General features: G+C 68.8%; 21 protein-coding genes. 9 read left to right on the top strand and 12 right to left on the bottom strand.

Features of this window, described 5'->3' with window-relative positions:
* A partial coding sequence (locus tag E2493_RS12650) for a hypothetical protein (RefSeq protein ID WP_135087315.1) occupies positions 1–899 on the bottom strand: 899 nt, incomplete at its 3' end.
* A gap of 65 nt (positions 900–964) precedes the next feature.
* Positions 965–1,894 (bottom strand): hypothetical protein, encoded by a 930-nt coding sequence (locus E2493_RS12645; protein ID WP_135087313.1) that lies wholly within the window; start codon positions 1,892–1,894, stop codon positions 965–967.
* Between the two features lie 231 nt (positions 1,895–2,125).
* Here E2493_RS12645 and E2493_RS12640 point away from each other — a divergent pair, with 231 nt between their 5' ends.
* The 5 genes from E2493_RS12640 to E2493_RS12620 all read left to right on the top strand — a co-directional run bounded on the left by E2493_RS12640 (position 2,126) and on the right by E2493_RS12620 (position 7,661).
* Positions 2,126–3,280, top strand: coding sequence for a phosphoserine transaminase (locus E2493_RS12640; protein WP_135087311.1), 1,155 nt, complete (start codon positions 2,126–2,128; stop codon positions 3,278–3,280).
* A gap of 135 nt (positions 3,281–3,415) precedes the next feature.
* Complete coding sequence (gene serA, locus E2493_RS12635) at positions 3,416–4,993, top strand: phosphoglycerate dehydrogenase (RefSeq protein WP_135087310.1); 1,578 nt, start codon at positions 3,416–3,418, stop codon at positions 4,991–4,993.
* A 106-nt stretch (positions 4,994–5,099) separates the two neighbouring features.
* Positions 5,100–5,543 (top strand): VOC family protein, encoded by a 444-nt coding sequence (locus E2493_RS12630; protein WP_135087308.1) that lies wholly within the window; start codon positions 5,100–5,102, stop codon positions 5,541–5,543.
* A gap of 71 nt (positions 5,544–5,614) precedes the next feature.
* The gene (locus E2493_RS12625; protein ID WP_135087306.1) at positions 5,615–6,904 is read left to right on the top strand and encodes an adenylosuccinate synthase; all 1,290 of its coding nucleotides are present in this window, start codon (positions 5,615–5,617) and stop codon (positions 6,902–6,904) included.
* A 10-nt stretch (positions 6,905–6,914) separates the two neighbouring features.
* On the top strand, positions 6,915–7,661 hold the full coding sequence (locus tag E2493_RS12620) for a class I SAM-dependent methyltransferase (RefSeq protein WP_135087304.1): 747 nt from the start codon (positions 6,915–6,917) through the stop codon (positions 7,659–7,661).
* Positions 7,662–7,683: 22 nt separating this feature from the next.
* Here the strand turns inward: E2493_RS12620 and E2493_RS12615 are convergent, their stop codons facing one another.
* The 6 genes from E2493_RS12615 to E2493_RS12590 are packed head-to-tail and all read right to left on the bottom strand — an operon-like array spanning position 7,684 to position 12,281.
* A complete protein-coding gene (locus E2493_RS12615; RefSeq protein ID WP_135087302.1) occupies positions 7,684–7,962 on the bottom strand; it encodes an acylphosphatase in 279 nt (92 codons plus the stop codon).
* Entirely contained in the window at positions 7,959–9,029 is a 1,071-nt protein-coding gene (gene aroC / locus E2493_RS12610) for a chorismate synthase (RefSeq protein ID WP_135087300.1), read from the bottom strand. The genes E2493_RS12615 and aroC overlap by 4 nt, the downstream gene beginning before the upstream one ends.
* Entirely contained in the window at positions 9,026–9,559 is a 534-nt protein-coding gene (locus tag E2493_RS12605; protein WP_225421443.1) for a GNAT family N-acetyltransferase, read from the bottom strand. The genes aroC and E2493_RS12605 overlap by 4 nt, the downstream gene beginning before the upstream one ends.
* Positions 9,556–10,359: an enoyl-ACP reductase FabI gene (fabI, locus tag E2493_RS12600; protein ID WP_135087298.1), complete on the bottom strand. Its 804-nt coding sequence runs from the start codon at positions 10,357–10,359 to the stop codon at positions 9,556–9,558. The genes E2493_RS12605 and fabI overlap by 4 nt, the downstream gene beginning before the upstream one ends.
* Positions 10,356–11,321, bottom strand: coding sequence for a YihY/virulence factor BrkB family protein (locus E2493_RS12595; RefSeq protein ID WP_135087296.1), 966 nt, complete (start codon positions 11,319–11,321; stop codon positions 10,356–10,358). Before E2493_RS12595 ends, fabI begins: the two co-directional genes overlap by 4 nt.
* Positions 11,322–11,327: 6 nt before the next feature.
* A complete protein-coding gene (locus E2493_RS12590; RefSeq protein ID WP_135087325.1) occupies positions 11,328–12,281 on the bottom strand; it encodes a DnaJ C-terminal domain-containing protein in 954 nt (317 codons plus the stop codon).
* A 133-nt stretch (positions 12,282–12,414) separates the two neighbouring features.
* Between E2493_RS12590 and pdxH the strand changes: the two genes are divergently transcribed.
* The 4 genes from pdxH (at position 12,415) to E2493_RS12570 (ending at position 16,021) form a co-directional block, all read left to right on the top strand.
* Positions 12,415–12,993 carry a pyridoxamine 5'-phosphate oxidase gene (pdxH, locus tag E2493_RS12585; RefSeq protein WP_135087294.1) on the top strand — a complete coding sequence of 193 codons (579 nt, stop codon included), beginning with the start codon at positions 12,415–12,417 and terminating at the stop codon, positions 12,991–12,993.
* Positions 12,990–13,934 (top strand): cation diffusion facilitator family transporter, encoded by a 945-nt coding sequence (locus E2493_RS12580; protein WP_225421442.1) that lies wholly within the window; start codon positions 12,990–12,992, stop codon positions 13,932–13,934. The genes pdxH and E2493_RS12580 overlap by 4 nt, the downstream gene beginning before the upstream one ends.
* A gap of 89 nt (positions 13,935–14,023) precedes the next feature.
* Entirely contained in the window at positions 14,024–14,845 is an 822-nt protein-coding gene (locus E2493_RS12575; RefSeq protein ID WP_135087290.1) for a PhzF family phenazine biosynthesis protein, read from the top strand.
* Positions 14,846–14,917: 72 nt separating this feature from the next.
* Positions 14,918–16,021, top strand: a complete 1,104-nt coding sequence (locus E2493_RS12570; protein ID WP_135087288.1) for an NADH:flavin oxidoreductase/NADH oxidase — start codon at positions 14,918–14,920, stop codon at positions 16,019–16,021.
* A 54-nt stretch (positions 16,022–16,075) separates the two neighbouring features.
* Here E2493_RS12570 and E2493_RS12565 read toward each other — a convergent pair whose 3' ends face one another.
* From E2493_RS12565 to E2493_RS12550, 4 genes are all read right to left on the bottom strand, one after another.
* Positions 16,076–16,537 carry an NUDIX domain-containing protein gene (locus E2493_RS12565; protein ID WP_135087286.1) on the bottom strand — a complete coding sequence of 154 codons (462 nt, stop codon included), beginning with the start codon at positions 16,535–16,537 and terminating at the stop codon, positions 16,076–16,078.
* The gene (locus tag E2493_RS12560) at positions 16,537–17,544 is read right to left on the bottom strand and encodes a sensor histidine kinase (RefSeq protein WP_135087284.1); all 1,008 of its coding nucleotides are present in this window, start codon (positions 17,542–17,544) and stop codon (positions 16,537–16,539) included. The genes E2493_RS12565 and E2493_RS12560 overlap by 1 nt, the downstream gene beginning before the upstream one ends.
* A 355-nt stretch (positions 17,545–17,899) precedes the next feature.
* A complete protein-coding gene (locus E2493_RS12555) occupies positions 17,900–18,196 on the bottom strand; it encodes a hypothetical protein (protein ID WP_135087282.1) in 297 nt (98 codons plus the stop codon).
* 126 nt (positions 18,197–18,322) lie between these two features.
* Positions 18,323–18,670 carry a PH domain-containing protein gene (locus E2493_RS12550; protein ID WP_135087280.1) on the bottom strand — a complete coding sequence of 116 codons (348 nt, stop codon included), beginning with the start codon at positions 18,668–18,670 and terminating at the stop codon, positions 18,323–18,325.
* Positions 18,671–18,755: the final 85 nt, after the last annotated feature.

Below are 18,755 nucleotides of genomic sequence, written 5' to 3'. Positions count from 1 at the left end.
ACCGCCTTGGTCAGGCGGTTGAGCTGCGCCATTTTGCCGAGCGTCGGGGAGGCGCTGTAGAGCGCCTTCAGATAGGCGACATCGGGCGCCCGAATGCTCGGCGGCGCCTCGCGGCCGTCCTCGAACAGGGTGAGAATGGTCTCGACCTGCTCCGGCTCCTTCGGGGGCTGGACCGCGGCAAGCGCCCGCATGGTCGCATAATCGGCGACCTGCATCGGCGTCTTGCCGTTCACCGCCGCGCTCTCGACCACGACATAGGATTGCAGGATTGCCTGCTGGGTAGACTGCTTGATGATCGAGGCCGAGGACGCCCGCATCGTGCCGGTGCCGGCGCCGGCGCGCGGCATCCCCTCGGCCGCCTGAGCCTGGTCGTTGCCCGCGCTCACCCGATTCTGGCTCATTCGGCCAAACGAGCTGCGGCCCGCCGAGTTGGAGGCGTAGACGTTGCCGTCCTCGTTCTGCAGCTGGACCGAATTCCACGCCAGCGCCGGCCGCTGATCCTTGAGCAGCCGGTCGATCTCGGTGAGCTCCATCCCTCCGAAGAATTCCGGCTTCTGCTTGTGCAGCTCGGAGACGAAGGTCTGGCTGTCGTCGACCACCACGATCCTGAGGTTCGGGGAGCAGCCCTCCTTGGCGAGCTTGACCCCGACATGCCTGGCAACCTTGCGCACCCGGGCCTCGATCACCGAGCCCTGCTCCGCAGGCAGCCCGATCACGCCGGGGCAGACGGGATTGCGGAAGGTGGGCAGCTGGCCGTCGACCGGCCGCGACACGTCGTTCACGTAGCGGCGCGCCGTCTCCCTGGTCAGCCGCTCGCCGGTGACGACGATGTCGTCGGAACCTGCAGGCTGCGGCGCGGCCTGTGCCGCAAGCGCCAGCGCAATCGTCAGAGCGAACATCCCTCAATCCCTCCTCTATTCAGTCCCGACGTCGAGCTAGCCGGTATTTCGCGTCCACGAGCCGCTCACTTTCCGGCGCCGGCGGGCTCCTCGGGCGAAGTCTCGAGCACCGCCTTGGTCAGGCGGTTGAGCTGCGCCATTTTGCCGAGCGTCGGGGAGGCGCTGTAGAGCGCCTTCAGATAGGCGACATCGGGCGCCCGAATGCTCGGCGGCGCCTCGCGGCCGTCCTCGAACAGGGTGAGAATGGTCTCGACCTGCTCCGGCTCCTTCGGGGGCTGGACCGCGGCAAGCGCCCGCATGGTCGCATAATCGGCGACCTGCATCGGCGTCTTGCCGTTCACCGCCGCGCTCTCGACCACGACATAGGATTGCAGGATTGCCTGCTGGGTAGACTGCTTGATGATCGAGGCCGAGGACGCCCGCATCGTGCCGGTGCCGGCGCCGGCGCGCGGCATCCCCTCGGCCGCCTGAGCCTGGTCGTTGCCCGCGCTCACCCGATTCTGGCTCATTCGGCCAAACGAGCTGCGGCCCGCCGAGTTGGAGGCGTAGACGTTGCCGTCCTCGTTCTGCAGCTGGACCGAATTCCACGCCAGCGCCGGCCGCTGATCCTTGAGCAGCCGGTCGATCTCGGTGAGCTCCATCCCTCCGAAGAATTCCGGCTTCTGCTTGTGCAGCTCGGAGACGAAGGTCTGGCTGTCGTCGACCACCACGATCCTGAGGTTCGGGGAGCAGCCCTCCTTGGCGAGCTTGACCCCGACATGCCTGGCAACCTTGCGCACCCGGGCCTCGATCACCGAGCCCTGCTCCGCAGGCAGCCCGATCACGCCGGGGCAGACGGGATTGCGGAAGGTGGGCAGCTGGCCGTCGACCGGCCGCGACACGTCGTTGACGTACCGCCGTGCGCTCTCCCGAGTCAGCCGCTCGCCGGTGACCACGATGTCGTCTGAACCAGCCGGTTGCGGCGCGGCCTGTGCGGCGAGTGCGAGTCCAATCACGAAAGAGAGCATCCCCAATCCCTTCCCACCAAGTCGAGTCTCTGGAGCGAGCGTACACGGCTGGCGATAGGCGTCAAACCCACGCGCGCGCGCCGCGCGGCGCCGCCGGAAACGCAACCCTTCCACCTACGTAACAACCCTGGTGTGGTTGACAGATGGGATCCCGCCGCTAAGGCCGTCGGCGGGCCACGCCGTCCCAACGCGGCGCGCGCTCTCTGCGAGGAGAGATACATGACTGTTGTGAAGCCGGACACGCGGCCTGCGCGTCCGTTTTTTTCTTCCGGACCCTGCGCCAAGCCGCCGGGCTGGGGCCCCGAACATCTCGCGCTCGGATCGCTCGGCCGCTCGCATCGCTCGAAGCTCGGCAAGGCGCGTCTGACTCACGCCATCGATCTCACCCGCAAGATCCTGCGCGTCCCGGCGAGCCATCGCATCGGCATCGTTCCCGCGTCGGATACCGGCGCGGTGGAGATGGCCTTGTGGTCGCTGCTCGGCGCCCGCCCCGTCACCGTCCTCGCCTGGGAGAGCTTCGGCGAAGGCTGGGTCACCGACGTGGTCAAGCAATTGAAGCTCGACGCGACCGTGATCAAGGCGCCCTACGGCGCGCTGCCCGATCTCTCCGCCGTCGACCAGAGCCACGACCTGGTCTTCACCTGGAACGGCACCACCTCCGGCGTCCGCGTGCCGAACGGCGACTGGATCGCCGACCACCGTGAGGGCCTCACCATCGCCGATTCGACCTCGGCGGCCTTCGCCCAGGACATTCCCTGGGAGAAGATCGATGTCGCCACCTTCAGCTGGCAAAAGGTTCTCGGCGGCGAGGGCGGCCATGGCGTTCTGATCCTCGGCCCCCGCGCGGTCGAGCGGCTGGAGAGCTACGTCCCCGCCTGGCCGTTGCCCAAGATCTTCCGCATGACCAAGAGCGGCAAGCTGATCGAGGGCATCTTCAAGGGCGAGACGATCAACACGCCGTCGATGCTGGCGGTGGAGGACTATATCTTCGCGCTGGAATGGGCGCAGGGCCTCGGCGGCCTCTCGGCGCTGATCGCGCGGGCCGACGCCAATGCCGCGGCGGTCGATTACTGGGTGCAAAGCACGCCATGGGTCGAGCATCTCGCCACCGATCCGGCGACAAGGTCGAACACCAGCGTCTGCCTGAAGTTCGCCGAGGATGCCCTGCCGGGCTTCGACTCCGATGCGCAGGCCGCCCTCGTCAAGAAGATGGCGGCGCTGCTGGAGGCGGAGGGCGCTGCCTATGACGTCGCCGGCTATCGCGACGCGCCGCCGGGCCTGCGCCTCTGGTGCGGTGCGACGGTCGAGATCGACGATCTCGAGGCGCTCTTCCCCTGGCTCGACTGGGCCTTCCACGAAGCGCGCGCGGCCTAAGCGCCTCGCGCTGGAGCAGACCGCGGACGCGGCGGCCCTCCGACTTCCCCTCTCCCCCACCCTCTCCCACGGGTTCCCATCAAAATACTACTTTGATGGGAACCCTCCAGGGGAGAGGGAGCAAAGGTAAGCAACATGCCCAAGGTCCTTATTTCCGATCAAATGGATCCCAACGCCGCCGAGGTGTTCCGCGCCGCCGGCGTTGCCGTCGACGAGAAGCCCGGCCTGACCAAGGACGAATTGAAGGCAATCATCGGCGAGTATGACGGTCTCGCCATCCGCTCGGCCACCAAGGTTACCGCCGATTTGCTCGAGGCCGCCGGCAATCTGAAGGTGGTCGGCCGCGCCGGCATCGGCGTCGACAATGTCGACATCCCGGCCGCTTCCGCCCGCGGCGTGGTGGTGATGAACACGCCGTTCGGCAACTCGATCACCACCGCCGAGCACGCCATCGCCTTGATGTTCGCGCTCGCCCGCGAGCTTCCCGCCGCCGACGCCTCCACCCAGGCCGGCAAGTGGGAGAAGAACCGCTTCATGGGCGTCGAGCTCACCGGCAAGACGCTGGGCCTGATCGGCGCCGGCAACATCGGCTCGATCGTCGCCGACCGCGCACTCGGCCTCAAGATGAAGGTGGCCGCCTACGATCCGTTCCTGACCGCGGAGCGGGCGCTCGACCTCGGCATCGACAAGGTCGAGCTCGACGAGCTGCTCGCCCGGGCGGATTTCATCACCCTCCACACCCCGCTGACCGACCAGACCCGCAACATCCTCAGCCGCGAGAATCTGGCGAAGACCAAAAAGGGCGTCCGCATCATCAACTGCGCCCGCGGCGGCCTGATCGACGAGGCGGCGCTGAAGGAAGCGCTGGAGAGCGGCCATGTCGCCGGCGCGGCGCTCGACGTGTTCGTCGAGGAGCCTGCCAAGACCAATCCCCTGTTCGGGACGCCCGGCCTGGTCGCGACGCCGCACCTCGGCGCCTCGACCACGGAGGCGCAGGTCAACGTCGCCATTCAGGTGGCCGAGCAGATGGCGGAGTTCCTGACCCGCGGCGGAGTCACCAACGCGCTCAACATGCCCTCGCTCTCCGCCGAGGAAGCGCCGAAGCTGAAGCCCTACATGGTGCTGGCCGAGACGCTCGGTGCGATCGTCGGCCAGCTCGAGGGCGCGCGCGCCACGTCGATCTCGATCGAGGTCGAGGGCGCTGCGGCGCAGCTCAACCAGAAGCCGATCACCGGCGCCGTGCTCGCCGGCTTCATGCGCGTCTACTCGGACACGGTGAACATGGTGAACGCGCCTTTCCTGGCCAAGGAGCGCGGCCTCGACGTGCGGGAGGTTCGCCATGATCGCGAGGGTGATTACCACACGCTGGTGCGGGTGACGGTGACGACGCCCGAAGGCCAGAAGACGGTCGCCGGCACCCTGTTCGCCAACGCCGCCCCGCGCCTCGTCGAGATCTTCGGCATCCGCGTCGAGGCGGAGCTCGAAGGCAACATGATCTACATCGTCAATGAGGACGCGCCCGGCTTCATCGGCCGGCTCGGCACCACCCTCGGCGAGGCGGGGATCAACATCGCCACCTTCAACCTCGGCCGCCGGGCTGCGGGCGGCGAGGCGGTCGCCCTGATCTCGGTCGACAGCCGGGTCGGAACCGACGTGGTTGGCCGCATCAAGGCGATCCCAGGCGTGAAGACGGTGAAGCCGCTGCGCTTCTGAGTGAAAGCCTTTCCTGTCCGCGAGGGCGGGAGAGGCTGCCGCGCTCGCAACCCTCGGGACTCGGTCACGCCGGTGCGTTAGGCTGCTCCGGCCTACGGAGAGAGCCATGGCACATGCGATCTTTTCCCAGGCGAATGTCGTAACTGCCGATCCGCAGCGTTCGCTGCATTTCTACCGGCTGCTGGGAGCCGACATCCCGCCGCAGGGCGTGTGGGATGCGGGAGACGGCATCTTCCACGCCAATGGCGCGCCCGGCGGTCCGGCGCGGCTCGAGATCGACAGCGTGCGCTTCGCCGCGCTGTGGAATGCGGCGTGGCGCGGCCGCACGGATCTCGCCGGCCGGGTGCTTCTCGGCTTCGCAGTGGCGGAGCGGCACGAGGTGGACGCGATCTGGCGCGAGGTGACGAGCGCCGGCTTCGCCGGCCTGCAGCCGCCGTGCGACGCCTTCTGGGGCTCCCGCTTCGCGATCGTCGAGGATCCGGACGGGGTGGCGGTCGGGATCATGAGCCCGCAGTCGGACGAACACCGATCGCCGCCGCCGCTCGGCTGACCCCGCGCCGACTGGACGTTGCGCCTCGGCGACCGTAGAGGCGAGCCGTCTCTCCTGACGAAGGATTCCAAGTGGCCAATGTGACCGTGATCGGCGCCCAATGGGGCGACGAGGGCAAGGGCAAGATCGTCGACTGGCTGGCGAGCCGGGCCGACGTGGTCGTTCGCTTCCAGGGCGGGCACAATGCCGGCCACACTCTGGTCGTCGGCAATCAGACCTACAAGCTCTCGCTGCTGCCGTCGGGAATCGTCCGCGGCACCCTGTCGGTGATCGGCAACGGTGTCGTGCTCGATCCCTGGGCGCTGAAGAGCGAGGTCGAGAAGCTGACCGCGCAGGGCGTCTCGATCACGCCGGAGACGCTGCAGATCGCCGACACCTGTCCGCTGATCCTCCCCTTCCACCGCGATCTCGACGCGCTGCGCGAGGACGCCTCCGGCCAAGGCAAGATCGGCACCACCCGCCGCGGCATCGGCCCGGCCTATGAGGACAAGGTCGGCCGCCGCGCCATCCGCGTGTGCGACCTCGCCCATCTCGGCCAGCTCGGGCCGCAGCTCGACCGTCTCTGCGCCCATCACAATGCGCTGCGCGCCGGCTTCGGCGAGCCGCCGATCGATCGCGCCGGACTCGAGGCCGAGCTCGCCGAAATCGCCGACTTCGTCCTGCAGTTCGCCCGGCCGGTCTGGCTCCGCCTGAACGCGGCCAAGGCGAAGGGCGAGCGCATCCTGTTCGAGGGCGCGCAGGGCGTGCTGCTCGATGTCGATCACGGCACCTATCCGTTCGTCACCTCGTCGAACACCATTGCGGGCACGGCCGCGGGGGGCACCGGCCTCGGCCCGTCGGCCGCCGGCTTCGTCCTCGGCATCGCCAAGGCCTATACGACCCGGGTCGGCGCCGGTCCGTTCCCGACCGAGCTCGAGGACGCGATCGGCGAGCGGCTCGGCGAGCGGGGCCGCGAGTTCGGCACCGTCACCGGCCGGAAACGGCGCTGCGGGTGGTTCGACGCGGTTCTGGTCCGCCAGTCGTGCGCCGTCTCCGGCGTGACCGGAATCGCGCTCACCAAGCTCGACGTGCTCGACGGACTCGACCAAATCGCCATCTGCACCGGCTATCGCCTCCGCGGCGAAACGCTGAACCATTTCCCCGCTCATGCCGCCGACCAGGCTTCGGTCGAGCCGATCTACGAGACGATCGAAGGCTGGCAGGAATCGACCGCGGGCGCACGCAGCTGGGCGGAACTTCCCGCCAGCGCGATCAAGTACATCCGTCGCATCGAGGAACTCATCCAGTGTCCGGTCGCTTTGGTCTCGACCAGCCCGGAGCGCGAGGACACGATCCTGGTCCGGGACCCGTTCGCGAATTGACGAGGCCATCATGACGACCCGCGACGCCACGAGCCTGCTGCCGCGGATCGGAGACACGCAGGTGATCGGCGAGGCCGGGCGGTCGCTCGGGGACTGGGCGGCGCTGCTGGCCTTCGGAGCCGTGCAATGGCCCTGGCTGCTCAACAGCCTGCGCGGCGGCACCACCGATGCGAAACGGGCACTCCTCGCGCGGCTCGACCTGCCCGAGGATGCGCTGCCGAATCTCGGCGCCTGGAAGGCCGACACGGGACTGCTCACCCTGGTGACCGACCACATCCTCGAGCACCGGCCGGGGCTCGTCGTCGAATTCGGCACCGGCGCCTCGACGCTGGTGATCGCCAAGGCGCTTCAGAAAGCGGGCGGCGGCACGCTGATCAGTTTCGAGCAACATGAGGATTTCGTCGACGCGACGCGCAAGTGGCTCGCCGATTACGGTCTCGAGGCCGATCTGCGCGCTGTGCCGCTCGCCCCCTCGCCCGACGGCTGGCCCGGGCTGTGGTACGCGCACGGACGTCTGCCCCGGAACATCGACATGATGCTGGTCGACGGACCGCCCTGGACGATCCATCCGCTGACCCGGGGTGCCGCCTCGTCGCTGTTCGACAACATCGCGCCGGGAGGCACGATCTTCCTCGACGACGCGGCCCGGCCCGGCGAGCGGGTGGTCGCCCGCCGCTGGCGCAAGGCCCGCCCCGATTTCGACTTCCGGCTATGGAAAGGCGGGAGCAAGGGCACGTTGATCGGTGTGAAGAGGTAATCCTCCCCGCTCGCGGGGAGGATCAGACGGTCCGCTCGCGGGTGAACCCTACGGGCGCGTCGCCCTCCGCTTCCTCCACCTCGACGCGCGCGACCTGGGCCGCGCGCGGACCCTCATGGCATTTCGCGACCAGCGCCCGCAGCGCCGCTTCCTCTCCGAAAGCCAGGATCTCGACGCTGCCGTCGGCACGGTTGCGGACCCAGCCGCGAAGGCCGAGCGCCTGCGCCTGCTCGATCGTCCAGTTGCGGAAGAACACGCCCTGCACCCGGCCCGACACACGGATCCGAGCGCCCCGGCTCATCCCCGCTGCGCCCGCTGCAGCAGCTTCTGATCGGCGAGCACCAGCGCCATCATCCCTTCGACGACCGGGGCGCCGCGGATTCCGACGCAGGGATCGTGGCGGCCTTTCGTCACCGCCTCCGCCGCCTCGCCGCCGGGCGTGACCGACGGCACCGGGGTCAGGATCGACGAGGTCGGCTTGAAGGCGACGCGCACGACCACCGGCTGGCCGGTGGAGATCCCGCCGGCGATGCCGCCGGCGTGGTTGGCGAGGAACTCCGGACGGCCGTCGGTGCCGGGGCGCATCGGATCGGCATTGTCCTCGCCGCGCAGCGCCGCCGCGGCGAAGCCGTCGCCGATCTCGACGCCTTTCACCGCGTTGATCGACATCATCGCCGCGGCGAGCTCGCTGTCGAGCTTGGCGTAGAGCGGCGCCCCCCAGCCGGCCGGCACGCCGGTGGCGACGCACTCGACCACCGCGCCGAGGGACGAGCCGGCCTTGCGGGCCTCGTCGACCAGGGTCTCCCAGCGCGCCGCGGCGGCGCGATCGGGGCAGAAGAACGGATTCTCGTCGATGGCCGCGTCGTCGAACGCGGCCGGATCGACGCGGTCGCCGCCGATCTCGACGACGTAGGCGCGGATCGAGACTTCCGGCACGACCAGCCGCGCGACCGCGCCGGCGGCGACGCGGGCCGCCGTCTCGCGCGCAGAGCTGCGCCCGCCGCCACGCCAGTCGCGGGTGCCGTATTTGGCGTCATAAGCGTAATCGGCATGGCCGGGCCGGTAAGGCGGGGCCGTATCGCCATAATCCTTCGACCTTTGGTCGACATTCTCGATCATCAGGCTGATCGGCGTGCCCGTCGTTCGGCCCTCGAACACGCCGGAGAGGATGCGGACGGCATCGGGCTCGCGGCGCTGGGTGGTGAAGCGGCTGGTGCCCGGCCTGCGCTTGTCGAGCCAGGGCTGGATCGCCGCCTCGTCGAGCGCGAGCAGAGGGGGGCAGCCGTCGACCACCGCGCCGAGCGCGGGGCCGTGGCTCTCCCCCCAGGTGGTGAAGCGGAACACCCGCCCGAAGGTGTTGAAGCTCATGCCGAGGCTCCGAGCGTAAAGGCCGGCGCGTAAGCGGCCGTGCCGGCGGCTGGCGCCGGCGCATCGCCGAACGCGATCGCCATCAGATAGGGGCCGGCATAAGGCGAGGCGAAGGGCGCCGCCGTCGCCGCCGAGAAGCCGAAGCGCTGATAATATTCAGGTTCGCCGAGGACGAAGACGAATTCCTCGCCGGTCGCGCGGGCGATGGCAAGCGCGCCGCGGATCAGGGCAGAGCCGACGCCCGCCCGCTGGAGCGGCGGCACGACCGCCACCGGGCCGAGGCCGAGCGCGCGGCGAGGGCGGCCGTCGGCGACCACCTCCATCCGGCTGAGCAAAAGGTGACCGGCGACCTCGTCCTCGCGCGCGGCGACCAGCGAGACCACGACGTCGCCGTCGCGCTCGAGGCGCTCGACCAGATCGGCCTCGAGGCGCGTCGGGAAGGCGGCCTCGTGCACGGCCCGGATCGCGGCCGCGTCGCCCGGCTCGGCCGGCCGGACGTGGAGATCGCCGCTTTCCGGCAGCAGGCTCACGTCGTGGCGATGTCCGGCGCGTCCTCCGCCTTCATGCCGACCACATTGTAGCCCGCGTCGACATGATGGATCTCGCCGGTGACGCCGGACGCGAGATCCGACAGCAGATAGAGGCCGGCGCCGCCGACATCCTCGATGGTCACGTTGCGGCGCAGCGGCGAATTATATTCGTTCCACTTCATGATGTAGCGGAAGTCGCCGATGCCGCTCGCCGCCAGCGTCTTGATCGGCCCCGCCGAGATGGCGTTGACGCGGATGTTCTCCGGGCCGAGGTCCATCGCCAGATATTTGACGCTGGTCTCGAGCGCCGCCTTGGCGAGCCCCATCACGTTGTAATGCGGGATCACCTTCTCGGCGCCGTAATAAGAGAGGGTGAGCAGGCTGCCGCCGTTCGGCATCATCGCCCGCGCCCGGTTGGCGATCGCGGTGAAGCTGTAGGCGGAGATGTTCATCGTCATCAGAAAGTTGTCGAGGCTGGTCTCGACATATTTGCCGCGCAGCTCGTTCTTGTCGGAGAAGCCGATCGCATGGACGATGAAGTCGATCGTGTCCCAGCGCTGCCTGAGCGCGTCGAACGACGCGTCGATCGCCGCGGGATCCGAGACGTCGCATTCGATCAGCAGGTCTGAGCCGAGCTGCTCCGCGAGCGGCGACACCCGCTTCTGCAGGGCTTCGCCCTGATAGGTGAAAGCGAGCTCGGCGCCCTGCTCTCCAAGCTTCCTGGCGATACCCCATGCGAGCGACTTGTCATTGGCCAGGCCCATGATCAGCCCGCGCTTGCCCGCCATCAACCCCGTCATGCCGTTTCCCCTGCGCCCTTCGCTGCTTCGATCTGCTGTACGCTGGCTTCCGGCGGTTCCGCCAGCGCCGCGTTCAGCTGAGCGCCGATAACCACACCGAAGCCGATAACGAAGAAGAAAAACAGCGCGATGATCACGCCGGCCAGGCTCCCGTAGGTGAGATCGTAGCTGCCGAGGCCGGAAAGGGCGACCGGCAGCAGCGCCGTCGTCGCCAGCCACCACAAGGTCACGAACAGCGCCCCGGGCCATTTCTTGCACTGCTGCCGCCGATACCGCCGCGGAGTCAGCGAGACGAAGATCAGATAGATCGAGCCGAACAGGATCAGCCCGGGCACGACGCGGAACAGGTTGAGGAGGCCGACCAAGGCCTCGCCGCGCGGGATGATCTGCACGATGAACTGGGTGATGCTCGACAGCACGATCGAAAGGCTGAACGAGACGAGCATCATCAGCACCGAGGCGACGATTAGCCCGATCGACAGCAGGCGATATTCCCAGAACGGCGCGCCACCGACCACGCCATAGGCGCGATGCAGGATGTCACGGATCGTCTCGATGAAGCTGCCCGTGGTCCACAGGCCGACCAATGCGCCCAGCCAGAGCAGATTGCCCGACCGCGCGGTGAGCACGTCGCTGATCGGCTTCCTCAGCACGTCGGCGACGTCCGGCGGCATGGTCTGCAGCAGCGCCGTCACCGCCTGCAGCCCGCCCTCGGTCTGGCCGAACAGGCGCGCCGCGGCTGCGGCGACGATGATGAACGGGAAGATTGTCATCAGGGCGAGGTAGGCGAGGTTCCCCGCATGGATGAAGCCGTCGCTGTACACGCCGATTGCAACCCGCTTCAGCACCTCGAACGTATACTCGCCCGGCCGCATGGTCTTGCGGAGCTTGCCGAAGCGCTTCTTGGTACGGACGAGGCGCTTGCGTCGCGCTTCTGGGGATTCGGGGGAGACCGTCTGCACGGGAGGCTAGACGCCCAGCCCCGCCCGCGGGTTTCCTCTGCCCTTGCCGCTCCAGCCCTCGACGAAGCGCGCGAGCTCCGGATCCTGATCGGGGATGTCGATCATCAGGGTGACCAATTGGTCGCCGCGGCTGCCCGTCTTGCCGGTGAAGCCCTTGCCCTTCAGGCGCAGGGTCTTGCCCGACGAGGAACCCTTGGGAATGGAAACCATTACCGGGCCGTCGACGGTCGGGACCTTGACCTTGGCGCCCAGCACCGCCTCGTCGAGGCTCACCGGAAGATCCAGGCGGATATTGTCGCCTTCGCGGGTGAAGAAGCGATGCGGCGTGACCGAGATGGTGACGATCGCGTCGCCGTTGCCGCCGGAACCGGCCTGCCCCTGGCCGGCGAGGCGGATCCTGGTGCCTTCGTCGACGCCCTTCGGCAGCTTGATCGCGATCGTCTTGCCGCCCTGCAGCGTCACCTTCTGGTCGCGCAGCGCCGCCGCGTCCTCGAACGAGACGGCGAGCCGGTAGGAGACGTCGGCACCCTTCTGCGGCGGGGCGGAGCGGCGTCCGCCGAAGCCGCCGAAGCCGCCGAAACCACCGCCGCGACGGCCGCCGCCGCCAAACAGGCCCTCGAACACTTCCGAAAGATCCACCTCTTCGCCGCCGCCGCCGAAACCGCCGGCCGGACCACGGCCGAAACCGCCCGGCCCGGCGCCGCCGCCGGCGCCGCCGCCGAATCCGAACGCCCGCGGATTGCCATCCTCGTCGATCTCGCCGCGGTCGTAGCGCGCACGCTTGTCCTTGTCGGTGAGGATGTCATAGGCCCTCGTCACCTGCGAAAAGCGGGCGGCCGCGGCCGGATTGTCCTTGTTGCGATCGGGATGCAGCTCCTTGGCGAGCTTGCGATACGCCTTCTTGATCGCGGCTTCGTCGGCATCGCGCGCCACGCCCAGGGTTGAATAGAGATCGGCCATCCGCGCTTCGTTCTCCACCACGCTCCAAATGTCCACTGTTGCAATCGGGCAACCCTGTTGCAGATGGGCGCGGCCGGCGCGCGCTGCAAGCGTCGGCTTGTGCCGCCGCAGCGAAGGCGGCAGAGAGTCCGCCATGTCCGACGATCCCCATGCTCTGTTCGAGGAATGGCTGGCGGAAGCGACGCTTTCCGAGCCCAACGATCCTACGGCGATGGCGCTGGCCACTGCGACGCCGGACGGGCTGCCGTCGGTGCGCATGGTCCTGCTGAAGGGCCATGACGCGCGCGGATTCACCTTCTACACCAATCTCGACAGCCGGAAGGGCGGCGAGCTTGCCGCCAATCCGAACGCCGCCCTTCTCTTCCACTGGAAGTCGCTGCGCCGGCAGGTGCGGGTCGAAGGCGCGGTGGAGCGCGTCGCAGACGCCGAGGCGGACGCCTATTTCGCGAGCCGCGGCCGCGACAGCCAGCTCGGCGCCTGGGCGTCGGAGCAATCCCGCCCGCTCGACGCGCGCACGACCTTCGAAGCGCGCTTCCAGGAGACGAGCGCGCGCTTTGCCGGCGGCGACGTACCACGGCCGCCGCGCTGGTCCGGCTTCCGCATCGTGCCCGAGCGCATCGAGTTCTGGAACGACCGCGCCCACCGCCTGCACGAGCGGCGCCTGTTCACCCGCACCGAGGAAGGATGGCGCCAGGGGCTGCTCTACCCGTGAGCTCCGGGCACAGCCATGGTGCGGCGGCCGAAGGGTCCGGGCTGGCCGCGCGGGCGGCGATCGCCAGCGTCTCGGTCGCGCTCTTCCTCCTGGCGCTGAAATCCTATGCCTCCTGGGCGACCGGATCGGTGGCGATGCTCGGCTCGCTCGCCGACACCGCGCTCGACGTGCTAGCCTCGCTGATCACGCTCTACGGCGTCCGCCTGGCCGCCACGCCCGCCGACGAGGGGCATCGCTTCGGACACGGCAAGGCGGAGGCGCTGGCGGCGCTCGCCCAGGTGGCGATCATCACCGTCTCCGCGATCGGCATCGGCTGGCGCGCGGTCGAGCGGCTGATCGAGGGCGCGACGACGGCGCATGCCGAATATGGCATCGCCGTTTCGGCGCTTGCGCTCTGCACCACCCTCGGTCTGCTCGCCTATCAGCGCCGGGTGATCGCCCGCACCGGCTCGGTCGCGATCGAAGCCGACCATGTCCACTATCAAAGCGACCTGCTGCTCAACGTCTCGGTGATCCTTGCCCTGGTGATCGACCAATATCTCGGGATAACCGGTGCGGACCCGCTGTTCGGCGTCGCCATCGCCTTGTGGCTGCTGTTCGGCGCCTGGCGCGCCTCGGCCCGCGCGATCGACCAGCTGATGGACAAGGAATGGCCTGAGGAGAAAAGGCAGCGCTTCATCGAGGCGGCGTCGCGCCATCCCGAACTCAAGGGCATGCACGACCTTCGCACCCGCACCAGCGGCGCACGCGACTTCGTGCAGTTCCATGTCTGGGTCGATCCGGAGATGACGGTCGCCGAGGCGCACCGGGTGATGGACGAGGTCGAGACCCGCCTCGGCCGCGAGTTTCCCGGCTGCGAGATCCTGATCCACGTCGATCCCGAGGGCCAGATCGACGAGCCCGGCAATCCGCTGGCGGAGACCGACCTGACGCCGAGATGATTTCCGGCAATCCGCGCGGGACGGACCCCTGTTCCTTGCCAGCGCGCTCGGCTAGGCGCATCGACCGATTCTACACCCGGAGCCTCGCCATGCCCGAACTTCGTCTCGTCCAGGTCGACGCCTTCGCCGATCGGCCGTTCACCGGCAATCCGGCCGCCGTGGTGCCGCTCGACGCGTGGCTGCCCGATGCGACGATGCAAGCCATCGCCGAGGAGAACAACCTCAGCGAAACCGCCTTCACGGTGCCCACCGACGGCGACGCCGACTACGAGCTGCGCTGGTTCACGCCGACCACGGAGGTCGCGCTCTGCGGCCATGCCACGCTGGCGAGCGGTCATGTGCTGCTCCATGGCGAGCGGGTCCGCTTCCGCACCCGCAAGGCAGGGGTGCTGGTCGTCGAACGCGACGGCGAAGGCTATGCCCTCGACCTCCCGGAAACCCTGGTGCGCGAGGCGAGCGATGGCGAACTCGAGAATTGGGTGAGCCGCGACGGGACCCGGCTGGTCGACGCGCTCCGCTGCGACGGCTCCGCCCAGGTGTTCCTCAGCCACAAGGGCGCCGAGGCCACGGCCATCGTCCTGCTCGACGACGAGGAGGCGGTGCGCAGCTGCGCCCCCGACATGGCGCGGCTCGCGCAGATCGACCTGATGGCGATCGTCACCGCCCGCGGCAGCGCGCACGACGTCGTGAGCCGGGTGTTCGTTCCGGCCTGGGGCGTGAACGAGGATCCGGTGACAGGCTCCGCCCATGCCGCTCTGACGCCCTTCTGGTGCGACCGGCTCGACCGGGAGAGCTTTACCGCATTCCAGGCGAGCCGGCGCGGCGGCGAGGTCAGCTGCCGGCGCGAAGGCGAGCGCGCGGTGCTCGGCGGGCGCTGCATTACCGTCATAGAAGGCACGCTTCGGCTCTGATCGCAAAAGCCGAAGGAACCCCGCCGCGCTGGTGCGTTGGCGTCGAACATTCTCAGGCACGGACATTTTCCCTTGGCATCCAAGCTCTTCACCCCCCTCCCCGTCGGCGGGCTCACTCTTTCCAACCGCATCGTCATCGCGCCGATGTGCCAATATTCGGCCGATGGCGCCGGCAATGCGACCGACTGGCACGTGATCCACCTCGGCAATCTCGCGCTCTCGGGCGCCGCCTTGCTGATGATCGAGGCGACCGCCGTGACCCCGGAGGGACGCATTTCCCCGGACGATCTCGGCCTCTGGTCCGACGAGAACGAGGCGGCGCTGCGCAACGTCCTCGCCAGCGTCCGCCGCCATTCGGACATCCCGATCGGCATCCAGCTGGCGCACGCCGGACGCAAGGCGTCCACCCACGTGCCCTGGCAGGGCGGCGCCCAGATCGCGCCGGACGCCCCGCGCGGCTGGCAGACCGAGGCGCCCTCGGCGATCGCCTACGCTCCGGGCGAAAACCCGCCCGTGGCACTGGCCACGGCGGATCTCGCCCGCCTGCGCGAGGCCTTCGCGGCGGCAGCGGCAAGGGCGGAGAGGCTCGGCCTCGACGCCATCCAGGTTCACGGCGCCCACGGCTATCTGCTTCACGAATTCCTCTCGCCGCTCTCCAACCGCCGCGAAGACGAATATGGCGGCAGCCTGGAGAACCGCATGCGTTTCCCGCTCGAGGTGTTCGATGCGATCCGCGGCGCCTTCCCGGCCGGGAAGCCGGTCAGCATGCGCGTCTCCGCCACCGACTGGGTGGACGGCGGCTGGACGGTGGAAGAGACGATCGCCTTCGCCAAGGCGCTGGAGGCGCGCGGCTGCGCGGCCATTCACGTCTCGAGCGGCGGCCTTCATCCGCAGCAGAAGATCCCGGTCGGCCCGAACTATCAGGTGCCGTTCGCCCGGCGCATCAAGGAGGCCGTCGGCATTCCGGTGATCGCGGTCGGTCTGATCACCGGCTACGAACAGGCGGAAGCAATCGTCCATAGCGGTGACGCCGACGCGATCGCCCTCGCCCGGGGCATCCTCTACGATCCGCGGTGGCCGTGGCACGCCGCCGCCGCGCTCGGCGCCCGAGCCAAGGCGGCCAAGCAGTTCCTGCGCTGCCAGCCGCATCAATATCCCGACCTTTTCGACGACTGAGACTTCCTCTCCCCCAGAGGGGGGAGGGACATCGGCGGTCACTTGCCGACCATTCTACCCCGCAAGATCGGCCTCGAGCGCGTCGAGGAGGGGGCGCTGGCTGGCGAGGATTCGCGCCCGCGCCTCGGCGATCGTGAACCAGGCGGCGGCGTCGATCTCCGGAAACTCGCGGAAGGCGCCGCTTTTCGGGGGATATTCGATGGTGAAAAGGTTGCTGACGATCGCCCGGGTGTCGAGATCGCCCTCCAGCGCGAACGCCTCGACCGTCTTTCCGCCGGCCTGCCGGATCCGGCACAAAAAGCGCGGATCGCCGGCTGGGCGGATGCCGAGCTCCTCCTCGAACTCGCGAAGCGCACAGGCGAGCGGCGCCTCGTCGGGCTCGACCCCGCCCTTCGGGATCATCCAGGCGCCGACGTCGCGATTTCGCCAGAAGGGGCCGCCGGGATGGGCGAGCAGCACTTCCAGACCGCCGGGACGGAAGCGGTAGAGCAGGATGCCGGCGCTGAACTGGGCCATCAGCGGTGACGAAGCGGGACGGTGATGATGTGGGTCGTGCCGGCGCCCGCCAACGAACGGACGTCCGCAGTGGCGTCCATGCGCCGGGCGAAGGCCGCCACCAACCGGGTGCCGAGACCGCCCTTCTTCGCGCCCGGCGTGAAGCCGCTGCCGTCGTCGGCAACCTCGATGCGCGCGCCGCCGTCGGTCTTGCGCGCCCGAATGGTGATCGTGCCGGTGCCCGACGGGAAAGCGTGCTTGCAGGCGTTGGTCACGAGCTCGTTGACGATGATGCCGATCGAGACCGCGGTCTCGTGCGGCACGAGCATCGCGTCCAGCTCCGTCTCGAGCCGGATTCCCTCCGGCAGGATCCCGCGGCGCATCTGATCGGCGATCTCCTGCAGCTGGTCCTGCAGGCGGACGGCGGCGAGGCCCTGGCTGCTCGGCGCGAGCGCATCGTAGACGGCGGCAACCGCCTTCAGCCGCTCGGCGGCCTCCTTCAGCGCCACCTGCACCTCGAGGTGGGCGGAGCGGCCGGCCTGGAGGACGAGCAGGCTCGTGACGATCTGGAAGTTGTTCTTGGTGCGGTGGTCCATCTCGCGCAGCGCGTGGCCGAGGAAGTTGATCCGCCGCGCCCGGTCGATCTCTCCGGCGCGGACCTCACGCTGATAAAGGGCAATGGCGGCCAGGATGAACGCCTGGGCGAACAAGGCGACTGCGATCGTGAAGGTCGTCCTGCCGTTGGAGGCGAGGAGGCTGTTCTCGTGCGGAAGCACGAAGTACCAGATCAGACCCAGCCCCATCAGGAGCGAGAGCACGCCGCTGCGCCATCCGGCGAGCAGGGCCGACAGGACCATGGCGAGCGTCGCCAGCGAGAAGGGCGCATTGCCGCCGAGCCACGGCGTCGCCATCAGCCGCAGACCGACGAACGCGCCGGTGGCCGCGATCGCGACCAGCAGCTCGGTCAGCCAGCGCGGCAGCAGCCGGGCGAGGCGCTGCGGCAGGTCGAGTTGGACAACCCTCCTCAAGACTTCCCCCGATCACGACGGATCGCCGAACCCCCGCGGCAGCGGCGAAGCCGTTGACCCGAGGCGTTTCCGACCCCGGAGCAGGATCTTTGCTAGCACATTTCCCAAGCGCCTGCACGGCAAGTGGCTCGCGAATGGACCAGGTGGCAAAGCTCGGGACGGATGCAGCGCCCCGCGGCCCAGCCGTCCGCCGGAGGTCGCAGGAAGGCTTGCCGCCGCTGCAGATCGGGAGAAATGGAGGGCCGGCGGCGCCGGGTCGTCTTTGACGCAGTACAGGCGTACAGGTCGGCGGAAGCGCGGAGCGCTTCCGCCTCAAAGAATCCGGCGCCAGACGGCGCCGAGCCGAGTCTCTCGATCAGTAGCGGCGATAACGGCCGTAATAGCTGCCGCGATTATAGCGGCGGCCATCGCGCCAATCCTCGCGCCGGGCCTCGCGGATCTCCCGGCGGCACTCGCGAAGCTCGCGCTGATATTCGCGGCGGCTGTCGGCGCGCCGCAGCTCGCGCTGGCACTCGCGCTGCTCCTGCCGCACTTCCGAGCCGCGGCCGTAATTGTAGCCGCGATTGTAGCCTCCGCCCCAGCTCTGCGCCGAGGCCGCACCTGCCGGAAGGATCGTCGCAGCCGCGAGCGCGGCGAAAACAAGAACTCGCATACCAACTCTCCTGTCACCGTCTGGAGCGGAGCGCCCGCAGATCGTGATGGAAGCCTAATCCTTCGCGCCTGAACCGACGGCGACGGCGCGTTCATCCGGCGGACAGCAGCGCGGCGGCGGCGGACGTCAGCCGAGGCGGCTGGCGAGCAGCCGCTGCAGGGGACCGAAATCGGCACCCTCTTTGGCGCGGAGCTGAAGCGGCTGGGGCTCGGCCCCCAGCCAGATGCGCAAGGTGCGCAGCGCGCTTCCCTCGGTAAGCGAGAAATGCCGCACCTCGCGATAGGGATAGGAGCTGGTCTCGAGCCTCTCGTCGAGCAGGTGCTCACGCTGGACGATGACGATGCGCAGCGCCGTGAACAGGATGAGACCGGTCGCGGAGACGAAGGCGAAATGGACCTCCTCGCCTTCGACAAGATGGCCGGTGAGCGCGTGTGCCTCGCTGGGAGAGGCATGATCGACGTCCAGGATCCGCATCACCGCAACATGGGCTGCGCGCCGCGAAGGGGCAATGGCTGGTGGACCCGAGTCGTCCACAGACGCGCATGCGCGCGATCGAACC

The sequence above is a fragment of the Sphingomonas parva (ex Maeng et al. 2020) genome, assembly GCF_004564275.1.
GTDB lineage: Bacteria > Pseudomonadota > Alphaproteobacteria > Sphingomonadales > Sphingomonadaceae > Allosphingosinicella > Allosphingosinicella parva.
Note: the sequence above shows the minus strand (reverse complement) of the source record. Positions and strands in the feature narration are given on the sequence as shown.